The sequence below is a fragment of the Phaeobacter sp. JH20_37 genome (assembly GCF_048056015.1).
In the GTDB taxonomy this organism is placed as follows: Bacteria; Pseudomonadota; Alphaproteobacteria; order Rhodobacterales; family Rhodobacteraceae; genus Phaeobacter; species Phaeobacter bryozoorum.
Genome location: NZ_JAYMWW010000011.1, coordinates 41308 through 66308, shown reverse-complemented (window position 1 = coordinate 66308; position 25001 = coordinate 41308). Strand labels below are relative to the sequence as shown.

Here is a 25001-nt window from a genome sequence, read left to right as displayed (position 1 = left end):
TCAGAACACGCCGTCCGGCGGGTCTGCGATGATGCGTCCGCTGGCAAGATCGACCGTCGGCACCGCAGCCAGTGTAAAGGGCAGCAATACTGTTTTGCTGTCTGCCGGGAGGGCGACTTCCAGAAGATCACTGGCGCCGTGGTTCTGCACAGATTTCACGGTCCCCAGCAGGGTCCCGCCGGTGTCGTACACCTCCAGCCCCATCAGATCGGTGTGGTAGTATTCATCATCCGGCAGGCTCGGCAGACGGTTACGCGGTGCAAACAGGCGGACCCCCTTTAGAGCATCGGCCTGCTCCTTGGTCTCGATTCCGCCGATACGGGCGGTAAACCCGTTCTTGATGGCGCGGACCAAGGTGATCGTATAGGTCTGGCTGCCGTCTTCGGTGCTGAGCGGGGAATAGTCTTCGATATCCTCGGGCATCGCACAAAAGCTCTTCAGCCGCACTTCGCCCCGCACTCCGTACGAGCCGGAAATGGCACCAACGCAAATCTGCTCAGTCATTCAGTCCATCCTTTGCAGAACCGCGCAGCAGTCCAGGTGCCGCCCGCGAGTCCGCAGCGTTCTGTTTGGTAATTGCGTTCATATAGAACGCCTGCGGTAAAGGCGATCAGAACAAAAACCGCAAGCCGTATCAATCGCCACATGGGCGGATTACCGAGTTTCGATCGGCAATGCGTTGCGCCGGGTTTCCCAACCCAGTTGTTCCAGTTCGGGCGTCTTGGACATCCGCTCCGGGTGACCAACACAGAAATAGCCGATCAGCTGCCAGTCCGCTGGCACATCCAGATCCCTGTTCAACCGTTGTGGGTCAAGGATGGATACCCAGCCCAGCCCCAGCCCTTCGGCGCGCAAGGCCAGCCAGAACAGAGTCACGGCGGTGACCACCGAATAGCGACGCATCTCCGGCATGGTGCCAGCGCCCAACTTGTGACCTTTTGTGGTGGAATCGTCGCAGTAGATCGCCAACTGAACCGGTGCTTCGCGCATGCCGGAAAGCTTCAGTTTGGCGTAGCGTTCGGCCTTGGCTTCGGAGAAACCCGCTAGCGCTTCGGCGTTTGCGCTTTCAAAATTGGCAAGTGCGGCGGCCCGGGCTGCGTCACTTTCGACGCGAATGACCCGCCATGGTTCGCTGAGACCCACGGAGGGAGCCAGCTGAATGGTGTCGAGACAGCGCGCAAGCACTGTCTCGTCCACCGGATCAGAGCGGAACCGGCGCACATCGCGCCGGACACGCATCAACAGATCAAGTTGCATGCGGAAGTCTTCAGAGAATGAATTGTCCCGCATGTTCATCAACTTACTCCGCTTCTGCAGTGGCTTCAGCAGCTTTGGCTGCTTTCTCTTCAGCACGTTCCTGGGCTTTCTTGCCCGGGGTGCCTTTCTTAGGGTTGTTGCGTTCAACCTTAGCGCGTACGCCGGCGGATTCCAACATGCGAGCGATACGATCTGTGGGCTGGGCGCCCTGGTCCAGCCAATGCTGCACACGCTCCATGTCCATTTTCACGCGCTCTTCGCTGTCTTTCGGCAGCAGCGGGTTGTAGGTGCCCAGCTTTTCGATGAAGCGACCATCGCGCGGCATGCGGCTGTCGGCAGCCACGATGCGGTAGAAGGGACGCTTTTTCGAGCCGCCGCGGGCCAGACGAATTTTCATTGCCATGGGTTCAGTCTCCTTTAATGGCGTTTGCAGGGAAGTCCCTGTTATTCCTGGTGTTTCTTGTGGTGTCGGATGACTTCCTGAATAATGAAATTCAGGAAAGCCTTGGCGAAATCGGGGTCCAGGTCGGCCTGTTTCGCCAGGTCTTCGAGCCGTGCGATCTGCGCTGTCTCACGCGTCGGATCGGACGGGGGAAGGTCGTGTTCTGCCTTGAGTCGGCCCACCGCCTGGGTGTGCTTGAACCGCTCGCCCAACGTGTAGACGAGGATCGCATCGAGGCGATCAATACTCTCGCGGTGGCCTTTCAGCAACGCCGCTGCGCGGGCGACGGGATCTTGAGGCTCTGTCGTCATTTCTGGCTCCACAAGGCAATGAAGGCATATCGCATCAGGCAGCGTTGGGTGAATAGATCAGTCAAGCGCCCAACCCTCCGGTTTGAACATGGGATCTGCGTAGTGGCTTATCTCCATCTCGATCCCATGGGACAACTGGCTGTTCTTGAGTGCTTCTGGTGCGGGATGCCTGTAGACGGCGTCGTTGCCATCAATGGTTGCGGCGTCCTGGTCCTTCTTGGCACCCAGCCGTTCGGCAAGACGGATCGAATCCAGGTTCTTGGGGTCAATATAGCTGACCGCCCCATCCCAGCCGAGCGTATTGTAATAGTAGTTCCGTGCCGCGTGGGTTGCTTCCAGCGCATAGCCTTTACCTGCGGCATCGGGCCAGATGATCCAGGCGATCTCACGCTCGGGCCAGCCAGCAGGCATCCAGCCACCCGCCATGCCGTAAGTTTCCTCGGTGGTCTTATCGTGGATCATCCACATGCCAAAGCCACGCACCTGCCAGTGGCCGATTTCGGCGGCATAGAGCATCCAGGCCTCATAGGGGTTCAGTGGACCGCCCATGAAACGCGCACGATAGGAACTGAACGTGGCTTTGAAGTCGGGATAATCCACGGCTTCCGGGCCACGCAGAATCAGGCGCTTGGTTTCGATTACGGGGATGGACGATGGCATCAGATGCCCCCCGCGCTGAAGTCGCAGTGGCAATAGATCATTGAAGGCGCCCTGTGATTGCAGGCCGGTCCAGCAGATGTTTGCGGGGCTGATGGCGCCAGGTGCGCATATTGTGTGCAGGTGCGAGGCGGAACGATACTAATTTTTCTGGGCGGGCGCCGATTCGCTGCGCCAGGGCAATGGAGGCTGCGTTGTCCTCGGGAATGAAGGAGGCGATACTGCTCCAGTTTTTCTCGCGGAACAGCCAGTCGAGAACGACCTCTGCGGCCTCGCTTGCGTAGCCTTTACCACGGGCATCCTCGGTCAGGTGCCACGAAAGCTCCGGCTCTGGCCAGCCCTTCGGGAACCAGGGGCCAATCATGCCGACCGGGCGCCCGGTATTGCGCTCGATGAGGGCGAACAATCCGTAACCACGCAGGTGCCAGTGGCCGATGATCGTCGCTATCGACCACCACAGCGCATCAGGATCGTCGACCGCGTCGATGAAGCGCGGCGCACCAATGCGCAGGAAGGCATCATGCGCGTCAAAACCGGCCTCCGCAGGGGAGACCAACAATAGCCTCTTCGTCATGAGGCTAGGGAAACGATTGTCTGTGTCTGGCATACCCACACTCGTTTCGGCCCCTGCCGCGCGCGCACCAGTGACCTGTTTCGGCATCAATGACGGCTCGATCATGCCAGATGCCGGGAAACAAGGGGTTAAGGCGCTGTTGCGCTGTGGCAAGGCGGCCACAGCGGAGCGGATGTGGGTAAAGACGCGTGTGGGAAGGTGGGTGGCCATCATGCGTAGGCCTCCGGTCCGCGCAGGACCAAGTGTTCGGTTTCAAGCTTAAGGATAGCCGGGATCTGCATCATGCCAGCCCCCGCAGATCATGCACGATCACCACGTCGTCGGCGCATTCGCCCTCTGCGTCGGGGTCGATAACACCGCCGAGACGCTGGCCCAGGGCGATTGATCGGTGGTTGTTCGGGTCGATAATATTGATCAGACTGTCCCAGCCGAAATTCTGTCGCGCCCAGGTCATGACAGCTTGCGCGGCCTCGGCAGCGATTCCCTTGCCTTCAGCTTCGGGGACGACGAACCAGCCCAGTTCCGGGCCGGGATAGCCGTCCGGTTGGTAAATCCCGACCTCGCCCGCATAGGCGCCGGTTTCTCGGATTTCGACACCGAAGGGGCCGTACCCACGAAGTGTCCAAAGTGCCACATCCCCGGCCCACACTCTCCACGCTTCGCCGCGCGGCAGGATGCCACGCTCGTAGCGGGCGCGTTCGGACGCAAAGAACGCGGCCCAATGCTCAAAATCCTCAAGCTTGGGGGCGCGCAGCGTCAGGCGCTCGGTCTGAAGGGTAGGGATGGAGGCGATCATGCGGCTTATTTCTTCTTGCCGAAACCGGAGAGGCCGCCGGGCAGCCCCATGCCACCCCCGAGACCACCAAGCCCGCCGAGACCGCCGGGCAAACCGCCCTTGCCGCCCATCGCCTTGGCCGCCGCTTCTAGCGCTTTTGGGTCCATCTGGCTCGGATCCATGCCGGCCATTTCGGGCATGCCACCTTTGACGAACATGCCTTTCATAGCCTGCTTCAGCATCTTGCCTTTGCCCATCTTACCCATTTTCTTCATGACGTCGGCCATCTGGCGATGCATTTTCATGAGCTTGTTGAGGTCAGAGACCTGCATGCCGGATCCTGCTGCAATCCGTTTCTTGCGAGACGCCTGGAGCAGGGCAGGATTGGCGCGTTCTTTCTTGGTCATCGACTGGATCATGGCAATCTGCTGACGCAGAACCTTGTCGTCGAACCCCGAATCCTCAACCTGCTTGGCCATCTTCGCCATGCCAGGCATCATCTGCATCATGCCCTGCATGCCGCCCATCTGGATCATCTGCTCAAGCTGCATCTTCAGGTCATTCATATTGAATTGACCCTTCATCATGCGCTTCATCATGCGCTCAGCCTGTTCGGCCTCGATGGTTTCTTGGGCCTTTTCGACCAGCGCAACGATGTCGCCCATGCCGAGGATCCGGCCCGCGATTCGATCCGGCTCGAAGGTTTCGATGGCGTCCATTTTCTCGCCGAGACCAACAAAGCGGATCGGCTTGCCGGTGACAGCGCGCATCGAAAGCGCCGCACCGCCACGGCCGTCGCCATCCATCCGGGTCAGGACCACACCGGAGATGCCAATTTTGGCATCGAATTCTTCGGCCACCTCAACGGCGACCTGACCTGTCAGCCCGTCAACAACAAGCAGGGTTTCGCGGGGAGAGACGACATCACGGACGTCTTCGACCTCCTGCATCAACACTTCGTCGATCTGCAACCGGCCCGCCGTGTCGAGCATATAGACGTCGTAACCACCAAGCGCCGCCTGCTGTTTGGCGCGTTTGGCGATATCGACGGGTTTCTGGCCCGGAACGATGGGCAGTGTGTCGACACCGATCTGTGTGCCCAGCACAGCCAGCTGGTCCATCGCGGCAGGGCGATAGACGTCAAGCGACGCCATCAGGACGCGCTTGCCTTCTTTATCTTTTAGACGCTTGGCAAGCTTGCCGGTGGTCGTGGTCTTACCTGACCCCTGCAAACCGACCATCAGGATCGGCGCGGGAGGATTGTCGACCTTCAGCTGTCCGGGATCTTCGTCGCCGCGCAGCACGTCAACCAGTGCGTCATGGACGATCTTTACAACCTGCTGGCCCGGGGTGACCGATTTGGTCACGGCTTGGCCCGTTGCCTGCTCCTGTACGCGCTTCACAAAATCGCGGGCGACCGGCAGGGAGACATCTGCCTCGAGCAGCGCGACACGGACTTCGCGCAGGGCGGTCTTTACATCTTCTTCAGAGAGCGCGCCCTGTTTGGTCAACCGGTCGAAGACACCGGATAGGCGTTCGGATAGATTTTCAAACATGCCTGCGGCCTCCTATGCCGGTTTCGAAGTGGACGCCCCACATGTAGGGAGCAAATGATCCATGCACAATCGCCCCCACGGGCGTAACACGCTGGTGGGGGGCGATCCCTGACACGGGCAGGGACCGGAAGACTCATCATGGCTCCCGGATTTGCAGCATGCGTTACGCCTTTGTCCGGAGTGAGTCAACCCGGCGCGCCCAGACAGAGCGAGGGGGAGGCTGCCATGCGCTGGGTGCAACGGTTGACGCGAGCCACCTCCCTGAGGGAATATCGCAGGGAGACGGCACCTCGGCGACCACCTTCACAGGCGCTTATTCCGGGTGTTCCCCCATATGACGAAACTACGGTGTCGAGTAAGCGGCACCACGCGAGAGGCAGTTATTCTCAAGGCATCTGTTGCGGCAATCTAATGCCGCATTCCTTCATCGGGCGGCTTTGCAGCCATCAGAAGGATCATGACAGATGCGTGTATTTTCGATCATCGGCCCCTCCCAATCCGGTAAAACGGAGTTGGCAACGGCACTGGCGACACTTCAGGAGCCTGGGCAAAAACCACAGCACGCCACGGGCGTTGCAGATCTGCGAGCCTTTCAGTTCATGGAGGAAAACTGGGGGGTGATTGATATCGCCGGCGGGGTTGAAAACCTGGCCATTGCCGGGCCCGCTTTGGCCGCCAGTGATGCAACGGTGGTCTGCGTGCCTGCTGATCCCGCCGCCGGGGTCTTGGCCGCGCCCTATCTGCGTATGGTCGAAGAGGCGGGTGTTCCCGCCTTTCTTTTTATCAACCGTATGGATCAGGCCGCAGGGCGGGTGGCGGATATTGTTGCTGCGCTACAAACCTATTGTCGGCACAATATCGTACTGCGTCAGATCCCTATGCGGGCGGGTGGTGAGGTGATCGGGGCAGTAGACCTGATCTCAGAGCGGGCGTGGAAGTATCAGGAGGGGCAGCCCTCGGCCCTTGTGGCCTTCCCTGACAGCATCCATGCACGCGAGCGTCAGGCGCGCGGAGAGATGCTGGAGGCGCTGGCGGACTACGACGACGATCTGCTGGAGCAATTGATCGAGGATCGCAAGCCGCTGACCGAAGCGGTCTATGATGTCGCCACGCGGGTATTGCAGCACAATGATCTGATCCCTGCGTTGCTGGGGTCGGCGCTGCATCGCAACGGGATTGTGCGGCTTATGAAATCCCTTCGGCATGAGGCCCCGGCAGTTGATGTTGCTGCGCAGCGGTTGGCGGGGGACGGAACGCCCCTTGCAGTGGGCTGCATCGGTGACCTCGTCAAACATCTTGGCAAGACAGTTGTGGTCCGCGCGCTCAGCGAACCTGTCGGGATCGGCGCACAGGTCGGTGGCGGCAACCTGGGGGCGATGACCCAACTGAACGGTGATGGCGGGCTTGCAAAGAACGGGGCAGGCGTCCAGACGCCTTCACGATCTGCGGGGAATGGCAGCAATGGTGCCTCATCTGATGCCGGTGAGTTGGCGCCAGGCGATATCGCGCAGGTGGTCAAGTCTGATCATCTCAGTCTTGGATATACCTATCTTAAAGACCACGCTGCGGAACTGCCGGACTGGGCGCAGCCACGCCCGGCAAGTTATCAACGGATCCTCACCCCTTTACATGATCGCGATGATGTCCGCCTTACCTCTGCACTGGAAAGAATTGCTGAGGTAGATCCGGGGCTGCGAGTTGATCAGGATGAAATGAGCGGTCATGCGCTGCTCCACCTCCAGGGGCCGTTGCACCTGCGCCGGATTCTGTCGCTGCTAAAAGGGTCGTTTGGCATTGAGGTCAGTGACGAACCGGTGCCACCCGCCCTTCGGGAGACGATCACCCGTCCTGCCACAATCCATCATCGCCACCGCAAGCAGTCCGGGGGGGCGGGCCAGTTTGCGGATGTCGTGCTGAGCATCGCCCCCGCAGCGCGCGGATCAGGGTTTCAGTTTACAGATGAGGTCAAGGGTGGTGCCGTACCCAAAGGGTATATTCCTTCAGTCGAAGCCGGCGCGCGAGAGGCTCTGCAAGCGGGTGTCAACGGTCACCCTGTGGTCGACGTGAAGGTAACCCTGCTGGATGGCAAACACCACTCCGTCGACAGTTCCGATTTTGCTTTCCGCACCGCTGGCAAATCTGCGGTGCGTGAGGCATTGGCGCAGGCCGGGTCTGTGGTGCTGCAACCGATTATGCGCGTGGAAATTCACGTACCCTCCGTCTTTACCGGCGGGCTGGTCCCCGTGGTGAGCGGAATGCAGGGGCAGATCCTGGGCTTTGCCGCCCATCCAGATGCCGCCGGGTGGGATGTGTTTGAAACCCTACTGCCTGTCGCCGCGCAGGAGCAGCTGTGCAACAGCCTGGCCAGTGCGACCCGCGGTACGGCGTGGTTCTCAAGCGGTTTCGATCATTATGAGGAGGCACGGCGGGTGTAGCCGGTCTATGGCAGACTGACCAACCAACAGTGAAACGCCGGCGAAACTATGATGTTACCCCTTGCGTCCTTGTGGGTTTCTTATTGATCTGCTGACATCACGTGATCTGCAGAACGATAACAGCATGAGGCCGCAATGGATGCATCAACCGAGCTACAGGACAGCCTACCGGTTTCCTGCGATAAACTGCTGGCGCAGCTGGATGTCTGGGGCATCGGCTACCGGTTGCACCGCCATCCACCGCTGCGCACGGTTGAGGAGGCAAAAGCGGTCGAAGCGGAGTTCGTAGAGCCGGGGAAGACCGCATTGCGGTTGAAGAACCTCTATTTGCGGGACAAGAAGAAACGCAACCACCTGATCAGTTTGGAACAGGACCGCGACGTCGATCTGAAGCGTCTCGCCGCTGAGCTGGGGCTGGGGACGCTGTCGTTCGGCTCGGCAGAGCGGCTGTTTCAGACCCTCGGTGTGCGCCCAGGATCGGTGACGCCGCTTGCGATGATCAATGGTGTCGAAAGAGATGTGCATTTCTACATGGACAAGGCTGCCCAGCAGGTCGACCTGATCTACATGCACCCGCTGGTTAATGATCGGACGGTCGCGCTGAGCCGTCCGGCCTTTCTCGATGTTATGCAGCGTTTGGGTGTGGCGATCACCTGGGTCTGAACTGCTCAAACTCTGGCTGACCTTTGCGCAATTGCGAACCTTTCTCTGGCCGTCCTTGGTGGAATGTGCATGTTTGCAGTAAGTGGGTCGCAAGTTGAGAGATAGCCATGGAGAACTGGGACGAGGTACGCACTGCCTATCAGGTCGCGCGCATGGGGACGGTCAGCGGCGCCGCCGAAGTTTTGGGGGTTCACCATGCCACGGTCATCCGCCACGTCGATGCTATTGAGGCGCGGTTGGGCGTGAAGCTGTTCCAACGCCATGCCCGTGGCTACACACCGACAGAGGCCGGGCAGGATCTGCTGCGCGTGGCACAGGCCACAGATGATCAGTTTGGTCAGCTTGTCGGTCGGCTCAAGGGGCACGGCGATGCTGTCTCGGGCGAACTGGTCGTGACATCGCTGTCATCGATGTCGGCGCTTCTGGTTCCTGCACTGACCGAGTTTCAGCGTCAGCATCCGGAGCTGGTGATCCGGTTCCTGACCGGCAGCCGCCTGTTTCGCCTGGAATACGGTGAGGCGCATGTGGCGATTCGTGCCGGATCTCCGCCTGAGCAGCCTGACAACGTGGTTCAGCCGTTTATGCGTCAGCAACATGGGCTTTACGCCAGCAGGTCCTATCTGGAGCGGTTCGGCCCCCTGAACGGGCTTGAGGATATGCCCAATCATCGCTTCATTTGTAACGATGATATCGACAGCCGCGCGCCTTACTCCCGCTGGCTGCGAGCGCATGCCCCCGAGAGCGCGCTGTCGTTCCGCTGCGTCAATGGGGCGTCGATACAGGACGCGCTCTTGGCCGGGGCGGGGATCGGTTTTCTGACCAAATGGGAAGCTGCGCGGCATCCCGAGCTGACACAGATCATGGAGCCGCTGCCCGAGTGGAGTGGCGATCTGTGGCTGGTCACCCATGTGGATCTGCACCGCACCACCAAGGTTCAGAGCTTCCTCAGCTTTCTGAAAGCAGAAGCCAAGGCCTGGGCCGAATGACACCGGCTCATCGTGGCCATCTGGCTATGCTGCTCTTCTCGGCGTTGGTGGCCGGATCGTTTTCGCTTGGCTCCATGGTCGCCAACGACATCGCTCCGATGGCCCTGAACGCGGCGCGGTTCATAATTGCTGCGGTTGTGATTGGCATTGCCGCCCAGGTGACTCATGGCCTGCGGCGACGGAATTTTCAGGCGCCCTGGCGCTTCATCCTTCTGGGCGGCTTCTTTGCGGTCTATTTTGTTCTGATGTTCTATGGCCTGCAAACGGCAGCGCCGGTCAGTGCGGCCGCCGTCTTTACGCTGACACCGGTTCTGAGCGGCATTTTCGGCTGGCTGCTGTTGCGCCAGATTACGAGCTGGCGGATGGCGTTGGCTTTGGCGATCGGTGCGGCGGGTGCGATCTGGGTCATATTTCGTGGTGATCTGGCGGCGATCTGGGCGTTTGAGGTCGGTCGCGGAGAGGTGATCTATTTCTGGGGCTGCGTGGCTCATGCCGTCTATACGCCGATGGTGCGGCTGCTGAATCGCGGGGAACCTGCTGTGGTGTTTACCTTTGGTATGCTGGTTGCCGGGGCGATCATCCTGGTGGTGGTGGGTTGGGCTGACATCCGCGCGACGGATTGGGTCGGGCTGTCACCGCTTGTCTGGCTGGTTCTGCTTTATGTGGCGCTGATTGCCAGTGCCGCGACCTTTGTCTTGCTGCAATACGCGACGCTTCATCTGCCGTCCGCCAAGGTGATGGCCTATACCTATCTGACGCCGAGCTGGGTCATCCTGTGGGAAATCGCATTGGGTCGACCGGCTCCCGGCGGTATCGTGGCGCTGGGCGTGCTCTGCACGATCTGGGCGCTTTGGCTTCTGCTGCGGGAAGGTCGCCCACCGATGGCAGCGGCAGAGGCTGGCGGATCGGCGTCAATCCGATGACAGATCGTTCGCCGGGGTTCCGAGTTCGGTTTCCAGGAACCGCTCGAACGCATCCAGATTGACGGGTTCGTACTGACCAAACCCCTGCATCCAGACACTGGCGGACCGCATGGCATCCGGTTGTAGCTTGCACCATTTGACCCGGCCCCGTTTTTCCTGCGCGATCAAACCGGCGCGGCTCAGGATCGTCAGGTGTTTGGAAATTGCCGCCAGCGACATGTCAAAGGGATCCGCAACGTCTGTAACAGCCATATCATCCTCCAGCAGCATGGTCAGAATGCTGCGTCGTGTTGGATCCGCAAGCGCGGCAAAGACAATATCAAGGGGGTCGCTCATTCTGACACACCTAAACCGCAGAATGCGGGTCGACAATCCCAAGCTGTGAACCCCATAACTCCCGGGTCAGAGATTGCAGCACCGGAGAGACGTGACATGGCACTGAAATATTGGGCGGCGATCTTTGTGCTGGGCATCGGTTGGGGCATGTCCTTCATGTTCAACGCTGTGCTGCTGCGCGAATTGGGGCCGCTGTCGGTTTCGATGGGCCGTGTCGGCTTTGGGGCGCTTGGATGCTGGATCTATGTGTTGGCGGCGCGCAAACGGGTGCCGGAGCAACCGTCGCGCTGGTTGGCTTTGTTTGGCTTCGGCGTATTGAGCTACGCTGCGCCCTTCGCCTTTTACGCACTGGGTCAGCAGCATATTGCCAGCGGCGTGGCCGGGATTCTCAATGCCTTTACCCCGGCGCTAGCAGTTGTTGTGGCGCATTTCTGGCCGGGTGGAGAGCGGGCGACAGTGCTGAAATCAATGGGTGTGATGTTTGGGTTCCTCGGTATTCTGGTGCTGTCGTTGCCGCTTTTGCAAGGGGGGCGGCAGTCCGAGATATGGGCCGTGCTCGTGACGCTTTGTGCGCCGCTGTGCTACGCGTTCTCAGTCAATATTGCCCGGCAGTTTCGCGATATGGATCCGGTGGTCCTGGTTGCCATCGCCCTGACCGGAGCAACAGCCGCGATCGCGCCGCTTGCGATCTGGGCCGAAGGCGTGCCTGTCATCACACGGCTGGAGACCTGGGGTGCGCTGCTGGTGATTGGCTTCATTCTGACCTCCGCCGCCTTTATCCTGTTCTACTGGGTTCTGCCGCGGGTGGGGCCAACCAATATTACCCTGCCCACCTTGATTGCGCCGGTTTCGGCTTTGGTGATGGGGGCCTGGGTGCTTCAGGAACCTCTTAAAGTGGAGCATCTGGCGGGCATGGCTGCGATCTTGCTCGGGCTGGTGATGATCGACGGCCGTTTGGTTGGCAAAATCCGGCGCAAACCCGCGCTCTGAGGAAAATCAACCTTTTGGTTGAATATGAGTTTTCAGGGTGAGTTTCACGGGGCCGCTACGAAAAGTCATCCGCGGCCAAGAGGGGTTGTCTTTAATATTTATTATTTTCAGTATCTTGCGCGTCCTGCCGTAGTGCAATCTGCGTTGTTGACTCTGGACCTAGGACTCCTTAGCACCGCATCAGAATTCACGTGAGGATGGCGCCCGTGTCACAAGAGCCGGAAAAGCAGCGTTTGGCGCAGCTCGAGGCCAGGCTGGCAGAGGCGCGTAAGGCCCATGAGCCCAAGCCGCGTGTGGACGAACATTATTCGACGGCAAGCGATGCCTGGAGAATGGTGATTGAATTGGTGGCCGGTCTGATGATCGGCTTTGGCATCGGGTACGGTTTGGATCTTCTTTTTGGGACCATACCGATCTTTCTGGTGCTGTTCACAATGCTGGGTTTGGCGGCCGGGGTAAAGACAATGCTCCGCAGCGCGCAAGAGATCCAGGAAAAGAAACTGGCCGAAATGGCCGAACAAGATGCGCAAGACCGGGATTGATCCCCCGGCGACAGGAGAAACGGGACAATGGGCAAACTAATCTTTGGTGCAGCTTTTCTGCTGGTACTTGCGTCTGGGCTGTTCTTTGCGCCCGCTATTCCGGGGCTCCAGATTCACCCGACTGACCAGTTCCTGGTAAAGCCGCTGGGTGGCGCAGCAGAGCTGAACTTCTACACCCCGACCAACGTGACCCTGTGGATGGGGCTGGCGATTGTCGCAATCTTCGCTCTGATGGTACTGGGATCGTCCAAGCGCGCGATTGTTCCGTCGCGCATTCAGTCGGTTGCTGAACTTGCCTACGGGTTCATCTACAAGATGGTCGAAGACGTCACCGGTAAAGACGGTCTGAAGTTCTTCCCCTACATCATGACCCTGTTCATGTTCATCCTGACCGCGAACATGCTGGGCCTGATCCCCGGCAGCTTCACGACCACCTCGCATTTTGCCGTAACTGCGGTTCTGGCGATGCTGGTTTTTGTGACCGTGACCGTGACCGGCTTTGTGCTGCACGGCACCAAGTTCCTGGGCCTGTTTTGGGTCAGCTCCGCACCGCTGGCGCTGCGCCCGGTGCTCGCGATCATCGAACTGATTTCCTATTTTGTGCGCCCCGTCAGCCATTGCATTCGTCTTGCAGGTAACGTGATGGCTGGCCACGCGGTTTTGAAGGTATTCGCAGGTTTTGCAGGCGCATTGGGCCTGTTCAGCTTCCTGCCGATCTTTGCCATCACCGCGGTTTACGCACTCGAAGTTCTCGTGGCCTTCATTCAGGCCTACGTGTTCACAATTCTGACCTGCGTGTACCTGAAGGACGCGCTTCATCCGTCGCATTAAGTCGCGGTTAGGTCCGAACAACAAGATCCTCAACTTCCAATCGTAAGGAGATACACAATGGAAGGCGAACTCGCACACATCGGCGCTGGCCTGGCTGGCATGGGTACTGGTATTGCTGCACTGGGTGTTGGCAATGTTGCTGCTAACTTCCTGGCAGGCGCTCTGCGCAACCCCTCCGCGGCTGCTTCCCAGACCGCAACCCTCTTCATCGGCATCGCATTTGCAGAAGCTCTGGGCATCTTCTCGTTCCTGGTCGCTCTGCTGCTGATGTTCGCCGTCTAAGACCCTTCGGAACCATTTTCCTTACGGCCGGGCGGTGTGGACGACTGCGCCGCCCGGTGTAACGGCAAGTTCCCTAGGAGGACGACATGGCAACTCAGACGCAGGACGCAGGTCACGGTGCCGCAGAGGCTGCCCACGGTTCGGGCGGCATGCCGCAGCTGGACTTCTCGACCTATGCGAACCAGATCTTCTGGCTCGTGGTCACGCTCGTCGTGATCTATTTTATCCTGTCGCGCATCGCGCTGCCCCGCATTGCGGCAGTGTTGGCCGAGCGTCAGGGAACCATTACCAACGACCTCGCCGCGGCTGAAGACCTGAAGGCCAAAGCCGTTGAGGCCGAAACCGCTTACAATCAAGCTCTGGCGGATGCCCGTGCCGAGGCTCAGCGCATCGCTGCTGAGACCCGTGCGGAAATCCAGGCAGATCTGGATGAGGCCATTGCCAAGGCAGACGCACAGATATCGGCCAAAGCAACGGAATCAGAAGCCGTCATCGCCGAGATCAAGGCCGGTGCCATCGCCAGCGTCGAAGCCGTCGCTGTAGATACCGCCGCCGAAATCGTCGCCGCATTTGGTGGCAAGGCAGACGAAAAAGCCGTCGCAGCCGCGGTTGCCGACCGGATGAAAGGATAAGAACATGCGCTCAGTATTGGCTCTTGCTCTGACCTTTGGTGCCACCAGCCCCGCGTTTGCGGCGTCTGGCCCGTTCCTGTCGATGAGCAACACCGACTTTGTCGTGACGCTCGCGTTCCTGCTGTTCGTCGGTATTCTGCTCTATGCCAAGGTGCCCGGTCTGCTGGGGGGTCAGCTTGACGCCCGTGCGGAAGGCATCAAGAAGGACCTCGAAGAGGCCCGTGCCCTGCGTGAAGAAGCCCAGACCATTCTGGCGTCTTACGAACGTAAGCAGCAGGAAGTTCAGGCGCAGGCTGACCGGATCGTTGCTTCGGCACGTGAAGATGCTGCCAAGGCGGCTGAGCAGGCCAAGGCGGATCTGGAAGTCTCGATCGCCCGTCGTATGACGGCTGCCGAGGAGCAGATCAAGGCAGCGCAGGATTCTGCGGTGAAAGAAGTACGCGATCAGGCCATCCTCGTTGCTATCGCGGCGGCGGATGCTGTGATTTCGAAGCAGATGACAGCGACAGAAGCCAACAAGCTGATCGACGCTGCTATCGCTGACGTGGACGCCAAGCTGCACTAACCTGCACTTGTTATCGGCGCGTATTAAAAAACCCGGCTCATGTGGCCGGGTTTTTTTGTTCGCCCAGCTGTGGGCTTGGCCATTGGAGTGGCGCGATTGCTGACCTAAATGGTGGATCGGACGCGGGCCGAACGATAGAAGTGAACCAAGATCCCGAGCCGGAGCTCGGGCCTCTAAGTCCCGAAGGAGACTCACATGCGCGCCCACCCGACGGCCATTGTCAGCCCCAATGCCAAGATTCACCCAAGCGTGGAAATCGGTCCGTTCTCGATCATCCATGACAATGTCGAGATCGGTGAGGGCACAAGCATAGGAAGCAATTGCGAACTCGGCGTTGAAACCCGGCTTGGGGATGGGTCGCCGCTGCGGATCTCGGCACGCTCCAACATACGTTCACACAGTGTTTTCTATGAAAGCTCGACTTTTGGAGAGGGGCTGGTGACCGGTCATCGTGTCACCGTCCGTGAACTGACCTCGGCCGGACGCGGTTTCCAGATAGGCACTCTGGGCGATATTCAGGGTCATTGCACCGTTGGTGATTACGTCCGGCTGCACAGCAATGTCCATATCGGCCAAAAGAGCGTCATCGACGATTATGTCTGGATCTTTCCCTATGTTGTGCTGACCAATGACCCCCATCCGCCCAGCGAGGTATTGCTTGGCGCTCGGATCAAGTCATTTGCTGTGATTGCCACGATGACCACTGTCCTCCCCGGGGTGACTGTCGGCGAGGGTGCCCTGGTTGGAGCCTGTAGCGCAGTCACGAGAGATGTTGCAGATCATCGGATCGCGGTTGGGAACCCGGCGGTCGACAGGGGGGATGCGAATAAGGTCCGGCTGAAAGACGGCACCGATCGGCCAGCCTACCCGTGGAAGTCGCATTTCCACCGAGGATACCCCGAAGAGGTCGTGGCGGAGTGGCTCGCGTCCATGCCCGAAGCCTGATCCCGGCCGTGCTGAATGGGGGCGGCGCCTGGCTCAGGATTTGCTGATTTCGTGCTCAAGCCTCTGCTTGGCGATTTCCGCGTTGCGCAGGGTGCGCTGATGGTCGCTGAGCGCCTGTTTCACGTAATCCAGATGGGTTTCGACCGCCGCCCGCGCTGCATCCGGGTCGCGCGCCTGCAAAGCGGCGTTGATGGCGCTGTGCTGCGCGAGCAGGGCCTCGCGCGTGGTGTGCTGTTGGAACATGATCTGGCGGTTGTAGAAGACCCCCTCCCGCAGCAGGTCGAACATCGACCGCATCATATGCAGCATGACGACATTGTGGCTCGCATCCATGATCGCGGAATGGAACTGCGCGTCCAGAGCTGCCGCTTCCTCTGAAGTGGCAGGATCACCGGCCTGTTCCATCTTTTCAAAGATGGTCTGAATGACCTGAAGATCATAGTCGGAACCGTATTTGGCCGCGCGCTCCGCCGCGAGGCCTTCCATGTCCCGGCGAAAGCTGAGGTAGTCGAAGACGGCCTCATCATGGCTGGCAAAGAGCTGCACCAGGGCAGGCGAAAAGGCTGAGCCGAGCACATCGGCAACAAAAACACCGGCACCGGCCCGCGACGTGAGCAGGCCTCGGCTCTGCAATTCTGCCAGCGCGTCCCGTAGGGATGGCCGCGATACGCCCAGACGCTCCGCCAGTTCGCGTTCCGCAGGCAACCGCTCGCCCGGTGTCAGGATGCCTCGCAGAATGAACTGTTCGATCTGGCGCACCACTGAAGCAGAGAGTTTTTCGGGCTGAACTTTTTGAAAGGGCATGATGATTGCCTTCTGAGGTGCGTTTTTGGTCAAAACATATGACCACGCGGCAGGTGCGGCTGCAAGAGGGCGGCATCCATTCGGCAGACAACCTGCGCGTTCCATGCTAGCTGTGAGAGCAAGACCGAAGAATTTGTCACAACCGTCACGGTGATACGCATGTTCGACCCGGCCAGATCCACGGTTCTATTCCGCTCGATTTTTACATTCCTCCTTGTCGTATTACTTGCCGCCTGCGATACCGCAAGTCCGCATTTTCGGGGCCAGACCGTGCAGAGGATTGCCGTGGACGGCAGCGTTTTTGATGTCAGGATGCGCGGTCGGTTGGCAGAAGCCGTTCGCGTCAACCCACAGTATGCGCCGCGGCTTGGACCGATCAGAGGTCGGGCGGCCCGTGCCATGGAATTGGCCAGTGGGTGTAGCGTGGGCTATGTACTGGGCGATCAGGCCGTGCTGGTCGGGCGATTGGACTGTGTAGCCGGTTAAGCGGGAAATAGAAAGTTATCCACAATATATGGTGGCGATATCGCGCTGAGCTAGCGGATTTGGGGGGCGGCCACATTGACAGTGGTGTAACAAAGCCATGACACTTGGACCCCAATGAATCACAGGATATCGGCTTGCGCTTCTCGAAACTCAGACTGAATGGCTTCAAGAGCTTTGTGGACCCAACGGATCTGCTGATCGCGGATGGCCTGACTGGGGTTGTCGGGCCAAATGGCTGCGGCAAATCGAACCTGCTCGAGGCGCTGCGTTGGGTGATGGGCGAAAACCGCCCGAAGGCCATGCGCGGCGGTGGCATGGAGGACGTGATCTTTGCGGGGACAAGTTCCCGGCCTGCGCGTAACTTTGCTGAGGTCAGCCTGCAAATCGACAATAGCGAGCGGCTTGCGCCGTCCGGGTTCAACGAAAGTGACAATCTGGAAATTCTGCGCCGCATCACCCGTGATGTTGGCAGTGCCTACAAGACCAATGGTAAGGATGTGCGCGCCCGCGACGTGCAGATGCTGTTTGCTGATGCCTCGACCGGCGCACATTCGCCAGCGTTGGTTCGACAGGGACAGATTGCCGAACTGATCAATGCCAAACCGAAGGCCCGGCGGCGTATTCTGGAGGAGGCTGCAGGTATTTCGGGACTCTACCAGAGGCGGCATGAGGCTGAACTGAAGCTCAAGAACACCGAACAGAACCTGCTGCGCGTGGATGACGTGATCGAGCAACTGGCTGCTCAGCTTTCGCAACTGGCCCGTCAGGCCCGACAGGCGCAGCGCTATCGTGATATCGGTGAGCAGCTGCGCCGGGCGGAGGGGATGTTGCTGTATCGCCGCTGGCGCGAGGCCGATGACGCGCGGCTTGAGGCAGAAGATGTCCTACGCGCGCGTGAGACGCAGGCCGCCAAGGCCGAGGCGCTAGCCCGTGTCGCAGATGGGAAGCGACTAGAAGCAGAGGGCGCATTGCCGCCTCTGCGCGAGGAAGAAGCGATCGCAGCGGCGGTCCTGCAACGTCTGTTCGTGCAGCGCGATGCGCTGAGCGATCAAGAGTCACAGGCACGCCAGACAATCGAGACGCTGACCAACCGTGTGGCGCAGTTGGGCCTTGATATCGAACGTGAAAGCGGGCTGAACCGGGATGCCGGCGAGACAATCGAGCGGCTGGACTGGGAACAGCGCGAATTGGCGCGGGCGGCCATTGGCCATGATGACCGCATGGCCGAAGCCGTTGAGCGATCCCGCGAGGCCGGATCTGTTCTTCAGGCGCGCGAAGAGCATCTGACGAGTTTGACCGAAGATGTGGCACGGTTAGCCGCGCGCCACCAGTCCGCGCAGCGCCAGGTTGAGGATTGCCGTCGCGCACTGAGTCGTGCGGAAGAGGAAGGCGGCAGTTCCCGCGAGGCGATGGCGGCCGCCCGCGAAACACTGGCCGAAGCCGAGGCCGCATTTGAAGCGGCAGTCGGCGCTGAAGAAGAGACGCGCGCGGCTGCTGAACTGGCAGATGAAACCCTCGCGGCGGCGGATGAAGCCCGCAATGACACCCAATCGCGAGAAGCAGAGGCCCGTGCTCGCCGCTCCGAAGCCGAAGGAGAGCTGGGTGCGCTGCGTGCTGAGGTGACGGCCCTTGCGAAGCTGGTGGAACGTGACACTGCCGAGGGCGGGCATGTTCTGGATGAAATGCGTGTCGCCGCCGGTTATGAAAAGGCACTCGGGGCGGCGCTGGCAGATGATCTGCGTGCGCCTCTTGCAGAGATCGACGGGCCAAGTGGATGGGTTACCCTGCCGCCTTATGACGGCGATGCGGCTCTGCCTGCGGGCGCTGTGCCGCTGTCTCTGCATGTAAGCTGCCCGGCAGCGCTGCAGCGTCGGATTTCGCAGGTTGGTCTGGTCGACAGTGATGCCGCAAGAGACCTGCATTCGCGCTTGTTGCCGGGGCAGCGTCTTGTGACATTGGAGGGGGATCTGTGGCGCTGGGACGGGTTCCGCGCCTGGGCGGAGGATGCACCCAGTGCTGCAGCGCTGCGTTTGGAGCAGATGAACCGTCTCGAGACGCTGAAACAGGACATGGAGCATGTAGGAGCGCGTGCCGATGGCGCCAGGGCGGCACATGAGGTCCTGATGCGAAAGCTTGAGGAGGTGACCGCCGCTGATCAGGCCGCCCGTCAGGCGCGCCGGGTCGCGGATCAGCGCGTCGCCGATGCTGCGCGTGCGCTGAGCAGGGCCGAAAGCCATCGCAACCTCTCCGAAGGCAAACTCGAAACTCTCAGCATTGCAGTGACCCGCCATGACGAGGATGCAGCGGCGGCAAAGGCGCAGCTGGCTGAGGCTGAGACTGCGGTGGAGGGCCTTGAAGACCTCTCCGAAGCGCGCGCCAAGGTCGAGGATGTGAAGCAAGCGGTCGAAGCCGCGCGGATCACTATGCTGACGCATCGATCAACGCAGGATGAATTGCGTCGCGAAGGCGAGGCTCGGACCGCACGCGGACAGCAGGTGACCAAAGAGCTCTCCGGCTGGCGTCATCGTCTCGACAGCGCCGAGAGGCGCATTGCCGAGCTGACCGAGCGTCGCGCGGCAACAGAAGACGAGCTGGAAGAGGCCCATGCGGTTCCAGCTGAAATTGCGGAGAGACATGACGAACTGAATGCCGCGATTGAAGAGGCAGAGGCGCGCAAGGCTGCCGCGTCGGACGCGCTGATCGGCGCTGAAACCGTGTTGCGCGATGCCGTGCAGGCCGAGCGCGAGTGCGCGCGCCTTGCGTCAGAGGCACGTGAAGCACGAGCCCGCTCCGAAGCGCGTTGCGATGCCGCCCGTGAGGCGGTGGGACATGCGGAGGCGCGGATCCGTGAGGAACAGCAGACCGTGCCGGACGACCTGTTGGCCCGCCTTGATGCCACGCCTGAAGATATGCCCAATGCAGAGGAGCTGGAAGCGGAGGTCAACCGTCACAAGCGCCAGCGCGATGCGCTGGGAGCCGTCAATCTGCGCGCCGAAGAAGACGCCCGTGTGGTGCAGGAAGAGCATGACCAGCTGGTCACCGAGAAAGCCGATCTGGAAGAGGCGGTGAAGACGTTGCGCGCAGGGATCGCCAGCCTCAATCGTGAGGGACGTGAACGGCTTCTGACCGCCTTTGAGGAGGTGAACGCCAGCTTTACCATGCTGTTCACCCATCTGTTCGGCGGCGGCGAGGCCAATCTGGTTATGGTCGAAAGTGACGACCCGCTGGACGCCGGGCTTGAGATCATGTGCCAGCCACCGGGTAAGAAGCTGTCAACGCTCTCACTGTTGTCCGGCGGAGAACAGACTCTGACCGCTATGGCCTTGATTTTTGCGGTGTTTCTGTCGAACCCGGCACCGATCTGTGTGTTGGACGAAGTCGACGCACCTCTGGATGATGCCAATGTCACCCGTTTCTGTGATCTTCTGGATGAGATGTGCCGACAGACCGACACCCGTTTTCTGATCATCACGCACCACGCGGTGACCATGGCGCGGATGGATCGGTTGTTTGGCGTGACCATGCAGGAGAAAGGCGTGAGCCAGCTGGTGTCTGTCGATCTCAAGAAGGCCGAATCTCTGGTCGCCTGAACCCTTGTTCAACAAGGCCTCTGGTTCTATCGTCGCCGCGACAATGACAGGATTTGCAATGAAATTTCTTTCTCTACTGACAGCCGCAGCCCTGGTCGCCATTCCTGGTCTGGGGCACGCTGAAAATATCCTTGCAAAGGATGCAACCACGCTTGCAAATTTTTTTGAGACTGAAGGGGTCGATTTTGAGGTCACAACTGACGATGTGGGCGACCCCAAGCTAAAGGTCGACTATTACGGCAATGACTTCTCAATCTATTTCTATGGCTGCGAGAACAATAGGAACTGCGATGCGATACAGTTCTTTTCGGGCTACCAGACGGATGGCGGCGTGCGTGTGGCGAAGATCAACGAATGGAACACGGAGAACCGCTTTGGCCGTGCTTATATCTCGGACGAGGGATCCGCTCGGGTTGAGCTGGACGTCTATCTTGGCAAAAGCGGGATGAACCCGGACGATTTCGCCGAGCTCTTGAGCTACTGGTCCCGGATCATTCAGGAATTCGAAGAATTCATTGATTGGTGACCCAGAAGGTTTCGTCACCGAAACGTGACAGATCAGACTCTGAAATACCGCTAGGCTGGCTGCATGAGATACCCCATGTTGCTGGCCTTTTATGTTTTCCTTGCTGCAGTTGCCGGCTTCGGTACCGTGTCGGCCCAAGACGGTGCGATGCGCAGCGGAGACCGACCTTTTGATGCCGAGGCCTTGGCGGCGCTGCCCGGACGTTCCTTTGTCTTTTACGATGATGGCGAGGCGCTGTTCGGCTCGGATGGGGCCTACGCCTACACATATTCTGCGAAGAATGGCGGAGGTACGGCCTGGGGCAGCTACAGCGTCAAGCCGGACGGCCTCATATGCGTAACCTTTGTCAACGGCGCCTCACGCTGCGATCAATATGTGACAAACCGTGACCGCACGGTGGTAATCACCTCCGACGGTCAGAGGTTCCCGGTGCGCTCGATCCGGTGAATATCAGGGGTGCTGCACCAGCTGATCAGAGACGCGACAGCAGCGTTTCGGTCGGCCAGGCGTCGGCTGGTAAGCCCAGGCGCTCCTGCTCTTTTTGCACCGCGATCCGTGTCTTGGCGCCAAGGATGCCATCCACATTGCCGACGTCATGGCCCCGCGCGATGAGTTTGCGCTGAAGCTGTTCCATCTGCTTGGCCACAAGACCTGTATCAGGTGCGCCCGCATCATAGGGGGCGGCTCCTGACAGGCGGGTGGCGAAATATGCCGCCGTCAGCACATAGGTAAAGCTCTGGTTCCACTCGAAATAGACGTCGAAGTTCGGATAGGCCAAGAAAGCAGGCCCTTTGTGACCCTGTGGCAGAATGAGTGCAGCCTTGGTGCCGGTGGCTGCCAGCCGACCGGACCGGGACCGCACGCCCAAAGCCCGCCAATCGCCGACTGTCTGCTTGTGATGAACACCACTCAGGCGGAGGTCCAGATCTTCGGGGATTGTCACCTGCTGCAACCAGGGTTCGCCGGGCCGCCAGCCCAAATGCGACAACATCTTCGCCCCGGACATCAGCGCATCGGGAGCGGAGGTCTTGAGGCTGACGAGGCCGTCACCATCCGCATCGACCCCGTTTTCGAGGATATCGCCGGGCAGCATCTGCACCATTCCGATTTCGCCCGCCCAGGCGCCGGTGGTGCGGCGTGGATCAAAGTTGCCCTGACGAAACAGTTCCAGCGCCGCAAACACCTGCGGGCGGAACAGCTCCGGTCGGCGGCAGTCATGGGATAGGGTTACAAGGGCGTTCAGCGTGTTGAAATCCCCTTGAACGGCGCCATAGTCGGTTTCGAAGGCCCAGAACGCAAGCAGCACGCTGCGATCTATGCCATAGGTCGTCTCGATCCGGCGGAAGGTCGTATCATATTTGCGCGCCATCGCCAGACCCCGGTCCAGCCGGTTTTTGGAAATCAGGCGCCGCGAAAATTCGATGAACGGTTTTTGGAATACACCCTGCGCGCGGTCCGCTTTCAGGACCGACTGATCCTGCCGAACACCTTCGAAGAACCGGTTCACCGTAGCGCTATCATATCCGCCGGTCAGCGCTTCTTCTTTCATCAACTGGACGAAATTGCGAAATCCGCCGCCACATTGTGCTTGGGCCTGAAGAGGGAGCAGGAATGAGACGAGGGCGAGAAGGCTGGGGCGCAACACGGTTGGCGTGTCCTTTTTGAGAGTGCTGCCCCTTGTTAGCTACAATAGCGCGGCAATGGCAACCGTTAGCGCAAGCCCCAGCGCCCAAGACATCCAAAGCAGGCGAACGCAACGGGTGATACTATGGGCACTGGCGCTTTTGGAGCCGACAGCATTGACCCAAGGAAAATCCTGCATTTTTCCATCGTAGGAGCGGGGCCCGGCCAGCGCGACCTGAAGCGCGCGTGCCATCGCAGCCTCGGGCCAGCCTGCATTCGGGGAGCGATGGCGGCCTGCGTCCTGTGCAATTTCGGGCCAGCTTGGCAGCACGCGACCAACGGCTGCGATCATCAACGCTGACAGTCGCGCCGGTATCAGGTTCAGCGCGTCATCCAGCCGTGCAGCTGCCCAACCAAAATTTCTGTGGCGCGGTGTTTTATAGCCAATCATGCTGTCGGCTGTATTGGTGATCTTGTAGATCATCAGCCCGGGCAGGCCACCGACAAGAAACCAGAATGCGGGGGCGATCACCCCGTCGGAGAAATTTTCGGCACCGCTTTCGATGGCTGACCGCGCGATCTGCGGGGTTGTCATGCCGGTGGTATCGCGGCTGACGATCAAAGAAACCGCCGTACGACCCTCTGCGAGACCGTAGCGCAGGCCGTGGGCAACAGCTTCGACGTGTTCGCAAAGCGATCGTTGTGCCAGCAGAACCGCAGCTACCAGAAACTGCATGACCGGCCCAAACAGCGACAGAACCCAGCCAAGCCAGCCTGCCCCAAGAACCAGAAGGACGATGGCCAGAACACCTTTGGCCTTGCGTTGTTTGCCGGTGTTGAGCGACCGGTCGGTAAGCTCAACCGCACGCCCCATCAAAACCGCAGGGTGCGGCAGCCGCGTCCAGAGCCAGCGTGGTTCGCCAAAAACAGCATCCAGCAGCAAGGCCGGTATCAGCAGTTCCGCAGTTGTCACAGAGCCGCCTCAAGCCTCGCCCAGCCATCCCCTGTGGGCAGGCCGAGACGCAGATAGTTTATTGAATAGGGGAAAATACGCGTCCAGATATGTGCGCGTGCAAGCTGGGTCTGCCAGGCCGCAGCGTCGTCCACATCATATAGGCGGAACAAATCGGTGCCACCGACAATCTGGGCGCCCTTGGCGATGAGCATCTGATCCAGGCGCTCGGCATCCTGCCGCAGCCTCAGCCGTGTGGTGGTGGCCCAGTCCTCGTCCCGCAAGGCCTGCGCGCCGATGCGCAAGGCCGGACCGGAGACCGCCCAGGGGCCTTGCCAAGCCGCCAGACCGTCGAGCAGGCAGGGGTCGCCGATAGCAAAGCCAAGCCGCAGGCCCGCGAGGCCCCAGAATTTGCCGAAACTCTTTAGGATGATAACGCCCGGGCGATCTGCAAGATGAATAAGGCTGTCCTCAGGGCAGACATCGCAAAAACTCTCATCAATCACGACCAGCGGGGCCTGTGCATCCTCAGCACTCCACCGGCGTCCGTCGGGATTGTTTGGATGGACCAGAACCCGCGCCTCTGCCGGGCCCCCGGTGACGGTCTGCCACCCGTGAGTGGTAAAGGCAGCGGCATGTTCGTTATAGGTCGGTGGCGTGATCTGGACCCACCGTGGGTCAGCCAAGGCCGGAATGGCGGCAATCAGCGCCGAGGCGCCTGGGGCAGCGAGGATTTTTGCATCTTTCGGCACCTTCCAGAAGGCGCGCGCTGCGGCAACCAGATCGGCCTGTGCTGCCTGGTCGGGCAGGGCACCCCAATCCGCAGATGTCAGGCCAGTGATCGGATATGGCACGGGGTTGATCCCGGTCGAAATATCGACCCAATCTCTGGCTACACCACCATATTCCGAAATAGCGGCACTAAGGTTGCCGCCGTGGTCCCGCTGAGGGACCTCTGTCAGATCCAGCATGCCTGTCATCTTGGGCCTTAACAAATGAACCAGAACCGAGGGCCAAGAAAACCGCTGACCCAATACCGCCGTATGGAGCAGCAATGACGAGAAAGCAACCATAGCCCCATGCAATCAACAATTCGCTAATCTCGGGGAGATTGCGGCGCGGAAAATCTCGCTATGGGTGTGCTTGGCGAATACCCGACAATAGGGACGTAATATCTCGTTTGCCGGAAACCGGCTGTCCGGGAGCAACTGCCGATTCCTGCATCGACGGTTGTGATCGCCGATCACAGCGGCAAGGAACATCCATGGGCGACAATCCGTGAACCACGTGAGGATTGTAGCCCGCGCATTCGGCGTAC

27 protein-coding genes are annotated in these 25001 nt (G+C 60.0%); 14 read left to right on the top strand and 13 right to left on the bottom strand.

Going from position 1 to position 25001, the window contains the following annotated elements; translation table 11 throughout:
* The 8 genes from rimM to ffh form a co-directional block, all read right to left on the bottom strand.
* Positions 1-504, bottom strand: a complete 504-nt coding sequence (gene rimM / locus VWZ87_RS04075) for a ribosome maturation factor RimM (RefSeq protein WP_416534665.1) — start codon at positions 502-504, stop codon at positions 1-3.
* 150 nt (positions 505-654) lie between these two features.
* Positions 655-1296, bottom strand: a complete 642-nt coding sequence (gene bluB / locus VWZ87_RS04070) for a 5,6-dimethylbenzimidazole synthase (RefSeq protein WP_416534664.1) — start codon at positions 1294-1296, stop codon at positions 655-657.
* Between the two features lie 4 nt (positions 1297-1300).
* The gene (rpsP, locus tag VWZ87_RS04065; RefSeq protein WP_340546501.1) at positions 1301-1660 is read right to left on the bottom strand and encodes a 30S ribosomal protein S16; all 360 of its coding nucleotides are present in this window, start codon (positions 1658-1660) and stop codon (positions 1301-1303) included.
* Between the two features lie 41 nt (positions 1661-1701).
* On the bottom strand, positions 1702-2010 hold the full coding sequence (locus VWZ87_RS04060) for a chorismate mutase (protein WP_416534663.1): 309 nt from the start codon (positions 2008-2010) through the stop codon (positions 1702-1704).
* A 57-nt stretch (positions 2011-2067) separates the two neighbouring features.
* Positions 2068-2670, bottom strand: coding sequence for a GNAT family N-acetyltransferase (locus VWZ87_RS04055; RefSeq protein WP_340546503.1), 603 nt, complete (start codon positions 2668-2670; stop codon positions 2068-2070).
* 37 nt (positions 2671-2707) lie between these two features.
* Positions 2708-3454, bottom strand: coding sequence for a GNAT family N-acetyltransferase (locus VWZ87_RS04050; protein WP_340546504.1), 747 nt, complete (start codon positions 3452-3454; stop codon positions 2708-2710).
* Positions 3455-3521: 67 nt separating this feature from the next.
* On the bottom strand, positions 3522-4037 hold the full coding sequence (locus VWZ87_RS04045; RefSeq protein ID WP_340546505.1) for a GNAT family N-acetyltransferase: 516 nt from the start codon (positions 4035-4037) through the stop codon (positions 3522-3524).
* A gap of 5 nt (positions 4038-4042) precedes the next feature.
* On the bottom strand, positions 4043-5572 hold the full coding sequence (ffh, locus tag VWZ87_RS04040) for a signal recognition particle protein (protein ID WP_416534662.1): 1530 nt from the start codon (positions 5570-5572) through the stop codon (positions 4043-4045).
* 464 nt (positions 5573-6036) lie between these two features.
* On the opposite strand from ffh, the gene VWZ87_RS04035 reads away from it, so the two are divergent.
* The 4 genes from VWZ87_RS04035 (at position 6037) to VWZ87_RS04020 (ending at position 10579) form a co-directional block, all read left to right on the top strand.
* Complete coding sequence (locus tag VWZ87_RS04035) at positions 6037-8007, top strand: elongation factor G (protein ID WP_340546507.1); 1971 nt, start codon at positions 6037-6039, stop codon at positions 8005-8007.
* Between the two features lie 135 nt (positions 8008-8142).
* Positions 8143-8670 (top strand): prolyl-tRNA synthetase associated domain-containing protein, encoded by a 528-nt coding sequence (locus VWZ87_RS04030; RefSeq protein WP_416534661.1) that lies wholly within the window; start codon positions 8143-8145, stop codon positions 8668-8670.
* 107 nt (positions 8671-8777) lie between these two features.
* Entirely contained in the window at positions 8778-9656 is an 879-nt protein-coding gene (locus VWZ87_RS04025; protein WP_340546509.1) for a LysR family transcriptional regulator, read from the top strand.
* On the top strand, positions 9653-10579 hold the full coding sequence (locus tag VWZ87_RS04020; RefSeq protein WP_416534660.1) for a DMT family transporter: 927 nt from the start codon (positions 9653-9655) through the stop codon (positions 10577-10579). The genes VWZ87_RS04025 and VWZ87_RS04020 overlap by 4 nt, the downstream gene beginning before the upstream one ends.
* Here the strand turns inward: VWZ87_RS04020 and VWZ87_RS04015 are convergent.
* Entirely contained in the window at positions 10568-10915 is a 348-nt protein-coding gene (locus VWZ87_RS04015) for an ArsR/SmtB family transcription factor (protein ID WP_340546511.1), read from the bottom strand. The two genes, VWZ87_RS04020 and VWZ87_RS04015, sit on opposite strands and share 12 nt — an antisense overlap.
* A gap of 96 nt (positions 10916-11011) precedes the next feature.
* Between VWZ87_RS04015 and VWZ87_RS04010 the strand changes: the two genes are divergently transcribed.
* The 7 genes from VWZ87_RS04010 (at position 11012) to VWZ87_RS03980 (ending at position 15702) form a co-directional block, all read left to right on the top strand.
* Complete coding sequence (locus VWZ87_RS04010; RefSeq protein WP_340546512.1) at positions 11012-11905, top strand: DMT family transporter; 894 nt, start codon at positions 11012-11014, stop codon at positions 11903-11905.
* Between the two features lie 197 nt (positions 11906-12102).
* On the top strand, positions 12103-12447 hold the full coding sequence (locus tag VWZ87_RS04005) for an AtpZ/AtpI family protein (protein WP_374015478.1): 345 nt from the start codon (positions 12103-12105) through the stop codon (positions 12445-12447).
* A gap of 27 nt (positions 12448-12474) precedes the next feature.
* Complete coding sequence (locus VWZ87_RS04000) at positions 12475-13278, top strand: F0F1 ATP synthase subunit A (RefSeq protein WP_340546514.1); 804 nt, start codon at positions 12475-12477, stop codon at positions 13276-13278.
* A gap of 57 nt (positions 13279-13335) precedes the next feature.
* On the top strand, positions 13336-13560 hold the full coding sequence (locus VWZ87_RS03995; protein ID WP_008562443.1) for a F0F1 ATP synthase subunit C: 225 nt from the start codon (positions 13336-13338) through the stop codon (positions 13558-13560).
* A gap of 86 nt (positions 13561-13646) precedes the next feature.
* Positions 13647-14192 (top strand): F0F1 ATP synthase subunit B', encoded by a 546-nt coding sequence (locus tag VWZ87_RS03990; protein ID WP_260112726.1) that lies wholly within the window; start codon positions 13647-13649, stop codon positions 14190-14192.
* Between the two features lie 4 nt (positions 14193-14196).
* Complete coding sequence (locus VWZ87_RS03985) at positions 14197-14757, top strand: F0F1 ATP synthase subunit B (protein WP_260082157.1); 561 nt, start codon at positions 14197-14199, stop codon at positions 14755-14757.
* Between the two features lie 195 nt (positions 14758-14952).
* Positions 14953-15702, top strand: a complete 750-nt coding sequence (locus VWZ87_RS03980; protein WP_340546516.1) for an acyltransferase — start codon at positions 14953-14955, stop codon at positions 15700-15702.
* A 33-nt stretch (positions 15703-15735) separates the two neighbouring features.
* On the opposite strand, the gene VWZ87_RS03975 is transcribed toward VWZ87_RS03980, so the two are convergent.
* Positions 15736-16506 carry a FadR/GntR family transcriptional regulator gene (locus tag VWZ87_RS03975; RefSeq protein WP_340546517.1) on the bottom strand — a complete coding sequence of 257 codons (771 nt, stop codon included), beginning with the start codon at positions 16504-16506 and terminating at the stop codon, positions 15736-15738.
* Positions 16507-17126: 620 nt separating this feature from the next.
* Between VWZ87_RS03975 and VWZ87_RS03970 the strand changes: the two genes are divergently transcribed.
* The 3 genes from VWZ87_RS03970 (at position 17127) to VWZ87_RS03960 (ending at position 21555) form a co-directional block, all read left to right on the top strand.
* A complete protein-coding gene (locus VWZ87_RS03970) occupies positions 17127-20582 on the top strand; it encodes a chromosome segregation SMC family protein (protein ID WP_416534659.1) in 3456 nt (1151 codons plus the stop codon).
* A gap of 58 nt (positions 20583-20640) precedes the next feature.
* Positions 20641-21108 (top strand): YbjN domain-containing protein, encoded by a 468-nt coding sequence (locus VWZ87_RS03965; RefSeq protein ID WP_416534658.1) that lies wholly within the window; start codon positions 20641-20643, stop codon positions 21106-21108.
* A gap of 75 nt (positions 21109-21183) precedes the next feature.
* On the top strand, positions 21184-21555 hold the full coding sequence (locus VWZ87_RS03960) for a hypothetical protein (protein ID WP_340546520.1): 372 nt from the start codon (positions 21184-21186) through the stop codon (positions 21553-21555).
* Positions 21556-21580: 25 nt separating this feature from the next.
* Here VWZ87_RS03960 and VWZ87_RS03955 read toward each other — a convergent pair whose 3' ends face one another.
* Genes VWZ87_RS03955 through VWZ87_RS03945 form a run of 3 tightly spaced genes read right to left on the bottom strand, consistent with a single transcriptional unit; the run spans position 21581 to position 24654 of the window.
* A complete protein-coding gene (locus tag VWZ87_RS03955) occupies positions 21581-22753 on the bottom strand; it encodes a lytic murein transglycosylase (protein ID WP_340546521.1) in 1173 nt (390 codons plus the stop codon).
* Between the two features lie 39 nt (positions 22754-22792).
* Complete coding sequence (cbiB, locus tag VWZ87_RS03950; RefSeq protein ID WP_416534657.1) at positions 22793-23704, bottom strand: adenosylcobinamide-phosphate synthase CbiB; 912 nt, start codon at positions 23702-23704, stop codon at positions 22793-22795.
* Complete coding sequence (locus tag VWZ87_RS03945) at positions 23701-24654, bottom strand: threonine-phosphate decarboxylase (RefSeq protein WP_416534656.1); 954 nt, start codon at positions 24652-24654, stop codon at positions 23701-23703. The genes cbiB and VWZ87_RS03945 overlap by 4 nt, the downstream gene beginning before the upstream one ends.
* Between the last annotated feature and the right edge of the window lie 347 nt (positions 24655-25001).

Coding starts and splice junctions, on each gene's coding strand:
- rimM (WP_416534665.1), bottom strand. CDS start 504: ATGACTGAGCAGATTTGCGTTGGTGCCATTTCCGGCTCGTACGGAGTG.
- bluB (WP_416534664.1), bottom strand. CDS start 1,296: ATGAACATGCGGGACAATTCATTCTCTGAAGACTTCCGCATGCAACTT.
- rpsP (WP_340546501.1), bottom strand. CDS start 1,660: ATGGCAATGAAAATTCGTCTGGCCCGCGGCGGCTCGAAAAAGCGTCCC.
- VWZ87_RS04060 (WP_416534663.1), bottom strand. CDS start 2,010: ATGACGACAGAGCCTCAAGATCCCGTCGCCCGCGCAGCGGCGTTGCTG.
- VWZ87_RS04055 (WP_340546503.1), bottom strand. CDS start 2,670: ATGCCATCGTCCATCCCCGTAATCGAAACCAAGCGCCTGATTCTGCGT.
- VWZ87_RS04050 (WP_340546504.1), bottom strand. CDS start 3,454: ATGATGGCCACCCACCTTCCCACACGCGTCTTTACCCACATCCGCTCC.
- VWZ87_RS04045 (WP_340546505.1), bottom strand. CDS start 4,037: ATGATCGCCTCCATCCCTACCCTTCAGACCGAGCGCCTGACGCTGCGC.
- ffh (WP_416534662.1), bottom strand. CDS start 5,572: ATGTTTGAAAATCTATCCGAACGCCTATCCGGTGTCTTCGACCGGTTG.
- VWZ87_RS04035 (WP_340546507.1), top strand. CDS start 6,037: ATGCGTGTATTTTCGATCATCGGCCCCTCCCAATCCGGTAAAACGGAG.
- VWZ87_RS04030 (WP_416534661.1), top strand. CDS start 8,143: ATGGATGCATCAACCGAGCTACAGGACAGCCTACCGGTTTCCTGCGAT.
- VWZ87_RS04025 (WP_340546509.1), top strand. CDS start 8,778: ATGGAGAACTGGGACGAGGTACGCACTGCCTATCAGGTCGCGCGCATG.
- VWZ87_RS04020 (WP_416534660.1), top strand. CDS start 9,653: ATGACACCGGCTCATCGTGGCCATCTGGCTATGCTGCTCTTCTCGGCG.
- VWZ87_RS04015 (WP_340546511.1), bottom strand. CDS start 10,915: ATGAGCGACCCCCTTGATATTGTCTTTGCCGCGCTTGCGGATCCAACA.
- VWZ87_RS04010 (WP_340546512.1), top strand. CDS start 11,012: ATGGCACTGAAATATTGGGCGGCGATCTTTGTGCTGGGCATCGGTTGG.
- VWZ87_RS04005 (WP_374015478.1), top strand. CDS start 12,103: ATGGCGCCCGTGTCACAAGAGCCGGAAAAGCAGCGTTTGGCGCAGCTC.
- VWZ87_RS04000 (WP_340546514.1), top strand. CDS start 12,475: ATGGGCAAACTAATCTTTGGTGCAGCTTTTCTGCTGGTACTTGCGTCT.
- VWZ87_RS03995 (WP_008562443.1), top strand. CDS start 13,336: ATGGAAGGCGAACTCGCACACATCGGCGCTGGCCTGGCTGGCATGGGT.
- VWZ87_RS03990 (WP_260112726.1), top strand. CDS start 13,647: ATGGCAACTCAGACGCAGGACGCAGGTCACGGTGCCGCAGAGGCTGCC.
- VWZ87_RS03985 (WP_260082157.1), top strand. CDS start 14,197: ATGCGCTCAGTATTGGCTCTTGCTCTGACCTTTGGTGCCACCAGCCCC.
- VWZ87_RS03980 (WP_340546516.1), top strand. CDS start 14,953: ATGCGCGCCCACCCGACGGCCATTGTCAGCCCCAATGCCAAGATTCAC.
- VWZ87_RS03975 (WP_340546517.1), bottom strand. CDS start 16,506: ATGCCCTTTCAAAAAGTTCAGCCCGAAAAACTCTCTGCTTCAGTGGTG.
- VWZ87_RS03965 (WP_416534658.1), top strand. CDS start 20,641: ATGAAATTTCTTTCTCTACTGACAGCCGCAGCCCTGGTCGCCATTCCT.
- VWZ87_RS03960 (WP_340546520.1), top strand. CDS start 21,184: ATGTTGCTGGCCTTTTATGTTTTCCTTGCTGCAGTTGCCGGCTTCGGT.
- VWZ87_RS03945 (WP_416534656.1), bottom strand. CDS start 24,654: ATGCTGGATCTGACAGAGGTCCCTCAGCGGGACCACGGCGGCAACCTT.